Below are 3,968 nucleotides of genomic sequence, written 5' to 3'. Positions count from 1 at the left end.
ATCCCCATAATTCGGGATTCATTCCAAGTATCTATAACGATGGTTAACCTTTCCGTTTCCATATTTATTTTTATTACGGCAATTATGCAAATTGTTTTTGGTTCTATAATTGATTTTAAAGGTGCTAGGACTATTCTTATTCCGAGTATTATTTTAACAATTATAGCGAGTATTGGTTGTGCAATTACAAGTAACTTTACAGTATTTTTAATATGTAGAATTTTACAGGCTGTAGGGACAGCTGCAATACCACTTATTGCCGCAACTACAATTGGTACTGTATTTCAAGGAGAACAACGAGGAAGTGCAATGGGTACATATCAAACCATGTTATCCATTGCACCTGCTGTTGCACCAGTGCTAGGAGGTTTTATTGGGGAAAAATATAATTACCCAGGTGTTTTCTGGCTACTTGTAGCAGTATCTGTAATTCTATTTATAACTAATTGGATATATTTCCCTAATGATCGTGTAGGAAGTAAAAAAGAATTGAGTGGGAAAACACTTATATCTCACTATGCTTCTATATTTAAAAGCAAAGTGGGCAGTTCCATATTAATATTAAGTTTCTTTGCATTTTTTCTTTATTTCTCCTTCCTTGTTTACTTACCAATTTTATTAACTGATCATTATCAATTAAGTTTACAGGTAGTGGGTTTACTTTACTTACCAATGGCTATTAGTTTAATAATTGGCAGCATGACCTTTAAAACAATTCAATCAAAAATTTCACAAAAAAAGCTTTTTATAGCTGGAAATGTAGTATTAGCTTTGAGCGTTATACTATTTGCTGTGACACACTCGAAAACTTTAATTGGCGTAACAGTTGCTTTAATTCTTCACGGAATATCAATTGGTATCCTTACTCCTTTATTTGCTACTATGATTGCAAATGAATTTGAACATAATAGAGGAAGTGCAATGGGAATGTTTAACTTTATTAGATATATGGGAATGGCTGTAGGACCTATTGTTTCGGGGGTATTATTAGCACATTTCAAGCCTACAGTTGTATTTGCTCTTTTTGGCGGATTTTTTATCTTTCTCTCTTTTGGTATGCTTATACGGATTAGTAAGAAATCTATTAAAATTGTACCAAAACAAGAAAATTTAAAATAAGAAAATGATTTCATCATAAAGAATTAATAGTATATAAACTATACATTTAAATTATTATCCATAATAAAATTAAGGTAAACTAAAAGTCGATCTTATTCATAATAAAAGATGAAATATATTGTTTCTTTTGTAATTTTGAATAAGGTAATTAGAAATTTCAATAAGAGAAATTATATTTAGTTAAGTAATAAAAAAGTGTAGAAGGGTTTTATTTCTACGCTTTTTTATTTTGGGGTATTTCGGAATTCTTAGGTTGACGGGTATGTGGTGCTACCCCATCGCTATCAAGCTAAGCTTATACAAAGTCAATTTTAGGCGAGATTGTTTCTTTTTTCTAAAGGGCAAGTGTAGGTGATTGAAAGATTTGCATACGAAATAAACCCTAACGGGTTTCACTTTTTTGAATTAAGCGGCTTGATTGTCCGACATAGTACAATTGTAAACGACACCTAATATATCAAAGACCGTTTTCTTCTTATATCGATGAGATTTCCGCCCGCTTTGCTGTAGGAGATTGAACAGACGAAGTAACACCTTTGATAGCTCTTGGGTGTTTTTTTGTATAGTTTGGAATAGAAGAAGAAAATAGTCTTTAATCATATATATGGCTTTATACTCACTAAGCTCTCGTTTTTTCTTCATGAGGAGCAATTGGCGCATTTGAAACATGATAGAAGAACAGAGTAGAATGGCAATCAATTGACCATATAAATGGCACTCCAAACGTTCTGGTTTTATCTTCTTACAATGATGGATTTGAAAGAATGACTTCCACGTTTTAAATAAAATTTCGATTTGCCAACGCAAAGAATACCAGTCATGTACCTGTCCCATCGGGACAATATCTGTAGAGGTGTTTGTCATATATACATTGATACCACTGAGTCGTTTACTACGAGGAGAATACTTCATTCCTTTCTTTTTTTCTCTTACAGATTGATCTTGTAATCGTTTTTGTTGCTGTTGTTTTGTTAATCGATGAACAATTACACGAGCTGGCACTTTATCAATCATTCCTACATAAGCATCAGCTATTTCACATGTTTGTCCTGGTTGAAGGGAGTTCATTAACGTCTCCATATCTATCTGTATATACTCTGTACCTTTCTTAATTCTTCCGTCTTGAAAATAATCAGGGTTAGGATTTTTTTGATACATACGTGTATTCGACTTGATACGAGAGATATAGTAGGCCTCTTTATCTTGTATATCTTGAAGGTCTTTTAAATGAAAATAACCTAAATCTCTGATACATAAATCATTTGCTGTCACAGTTGGGACACACAGCGAGCCGTAAGTGCGATCATGTTGTTTACCTGGACCTGTATGAATATGTAGGAACTGTCCACTTAACAAATCATACTCAAGTTGAATTTTTATTCCAGCTGTATGGCTGCATCCTCCTGCACCTGGATAAACCGATGAAAATACATCTGGGAGTTGAAATGCAGTTGAATCTAAAATACGAATACGCTTGAAAACAGAAGTGTATGGAGAAGAAATCGGCATAGATGCGGCCAATTTTTTGCTTAGTAGTTCGACTAGTAGGTGTTGTAAAAGTTGGACGGCCGCCTTATTAAAACGTTGATTCAGTCCCTCAGGACTGATGAGTACTTCTGTTGATGCTTCTAAACAGCTAGATAATTGAGTTAAAGAAGTCATAGCTACATTTTGGCTCACCCATACACATAAAGCTACTAAATCTTTTGCTTGATACTTACTAGTTCGTTGTACAAAACCAACATCTCTAGCAAGATCCTGTAAAGTATTTGGAGATAAAAAACTTTGAATCTCTTGAGCAAATAGTTGTAATTCATCAGACACAGAAACAGACATAAAAAACGCCACCCTTTCCTATGATTCTACAGAAAGGATATCGTATTTTCATATTTGTAGGCTGGTTTTAGATACAAAAAATAATAGAAATGCAAAAAAATAGATATTGGTAACCTATATATGACTTAATGTAAAATATATATTGCATTTGATTTAATAACAATATAATATATAGAATATAAGATTTATGGTATGAAGTTTATTTTTACAAATGAGGTGTATTTAATGTCTGTAAGTAAAATAAAAATTGCAAGAGTAGAAAAAGGTCTGACCCAACAAGAGTTAGCCGATATTGTGAACGTTACACGACAAACCATTAGTCTTATTGAAAGTAATAAATATAACCCTTCTTTAAAACTTTGCATTCATATAGCTAAAACATTAGATAAAACCTTAGATAAATTATTTTGGGAGGAACTTTAAAATGGAAAAACTAAAAAAATGGTTTTCACTCAGTACACACTCAGATGAAAGAATTCAACAAATCGAAATGAAGATTTGGGCTCAATCTGGAATTGTTGTCCTACTTATAGCTTTTGCTGATTTTATAATACGAGGAGCATATCTACACCGTCCATTTCTAGAATGGGCTGCTTCATTAGCCATTATAATTTTTTATATGATATTCTTTTTTATTAAATCTATTCTGACTGGTGTTTATGAAGCAGATATTAATAATAAAGAACAATTAAATGAAAAATTAAAAGAAAAAATGAGTAATACCCTTATTTTTTCTTTTGTCGCAATAGGTGCTACCACATACAAATATAACTTACCTGAAGATTTCGTTGGATGGTTATCAGTAATAGCAAGATTTATTATACTTTTCGCTTTCCTATTTGGTATTCAATATCTTATTACAGTATTAGCATGGAAGAAATCAAATAAAATTTAATAAGTATAGACAAAAAAGCTTATCTTTTAGCACTTAATGATAAGCTTTTTATTATTTTTTCATCTTTTTTCGTTTTGGGGTACAATGAATTTCTTAGCTTGATAGCGATGTGGTGCTA

4 protein-coding genes are annotated in these 3,968 nt (G+C 32.0%); 3 read left to right on the top strand and 1 reads right to left on the bottom strand.

What is annotated here, in order from left to right; genetic code table 11:
* On the top strand, positions 1-1,119 hold a 1,119-nt coding region (locus tag ACQGS6_RS24175), incomplete at its 5' end, for an MFS transporter (RefSeq protein WP_426965723.1).
* Positions 1,120-1,524: 405 nt separating this feature from the next.
* Here the strand turns inward: ACQGS6_RS24175 and ACQGS6_RS24170 are convergent.
* Positions 1,525-2,955, bottom strand: coding sequence for an IS4 family transposase (locus ACQGS6_RS24170; protein ID WP_025967151.1), 1,431 nt, complete (start codon positions 2,953-2,955; stop codon positions 1,525-1,527).
* A gap of 225 nt (positions 2,956-3,180) precedes the next feature.
* Between ACQGS6_RS24170 and ACQGS6_RS24165 the strand changes: the two genes are divergently transcribed.
* Together ACQGS6_RS24165 and ACQGS6_RS24160 are read left to right on the top strand one after the other, a co-directional pair.
* Positions 3,181-3,378, top strand: coding sequence for a helix-turn-helix transcriptional regulator (locus tag ACQGS6_RS24165; protein ID WP_016513016.1), 198 nt, complete (start codon positions 3,181-3,183; stop codon positions 3,376-3,378).
* A gap of 1 nt (position 3,379) precedes the next feature.
* Positions 3,380-3,850 (top strand): DUF6773 family protein, encoded by a 471-nt coding sequence (locus ACQGS6_RS24160; RefSeq protein WP_000413137.1) that lies wholly within the window; start codon positions 3,380-3,382, stop codon positions 3,848-3,850.
* Positions 3,851-3,968 lie beyond the last annotated feature (118 nt).

The sequence above is a fragment of the Bacillus sp. GMs2/2 genome (assembly GCF_050172095.1).
GTDB lineage: Bacteria > Bacillota > Bacilli > Bacillales > Bacillaceae_G > Bacillus_A > Bacillus_A cereus.
This window is presented reverse-complemented; position numbering and strand designations above follow the sequence as displayed.

Coding starts and splice junctions, on each gene's coding strand:
- ACQGS6_RS24170 (WP_025967151.1), bottom strand. CDS start 2,955: ATGTCTGTTTCTGTGTCTGATGAATTACAACTATTTGCTCAAGAGATT.
- ACQGS6_RS24165 (WP_016513016.1), top strand. CDS start 3,181: ATGTCTGTAAGTAAAATAAAAATTGCAAGAGTAGAAAAAGGTCTGACC.
- ACQGS6_RS24160 (WP_000413137.1), top strand. CDS start 3,380: ATGGAAAAACTAAAAAAATGGTTTTCACTCAGTACACACTCAGATGAA.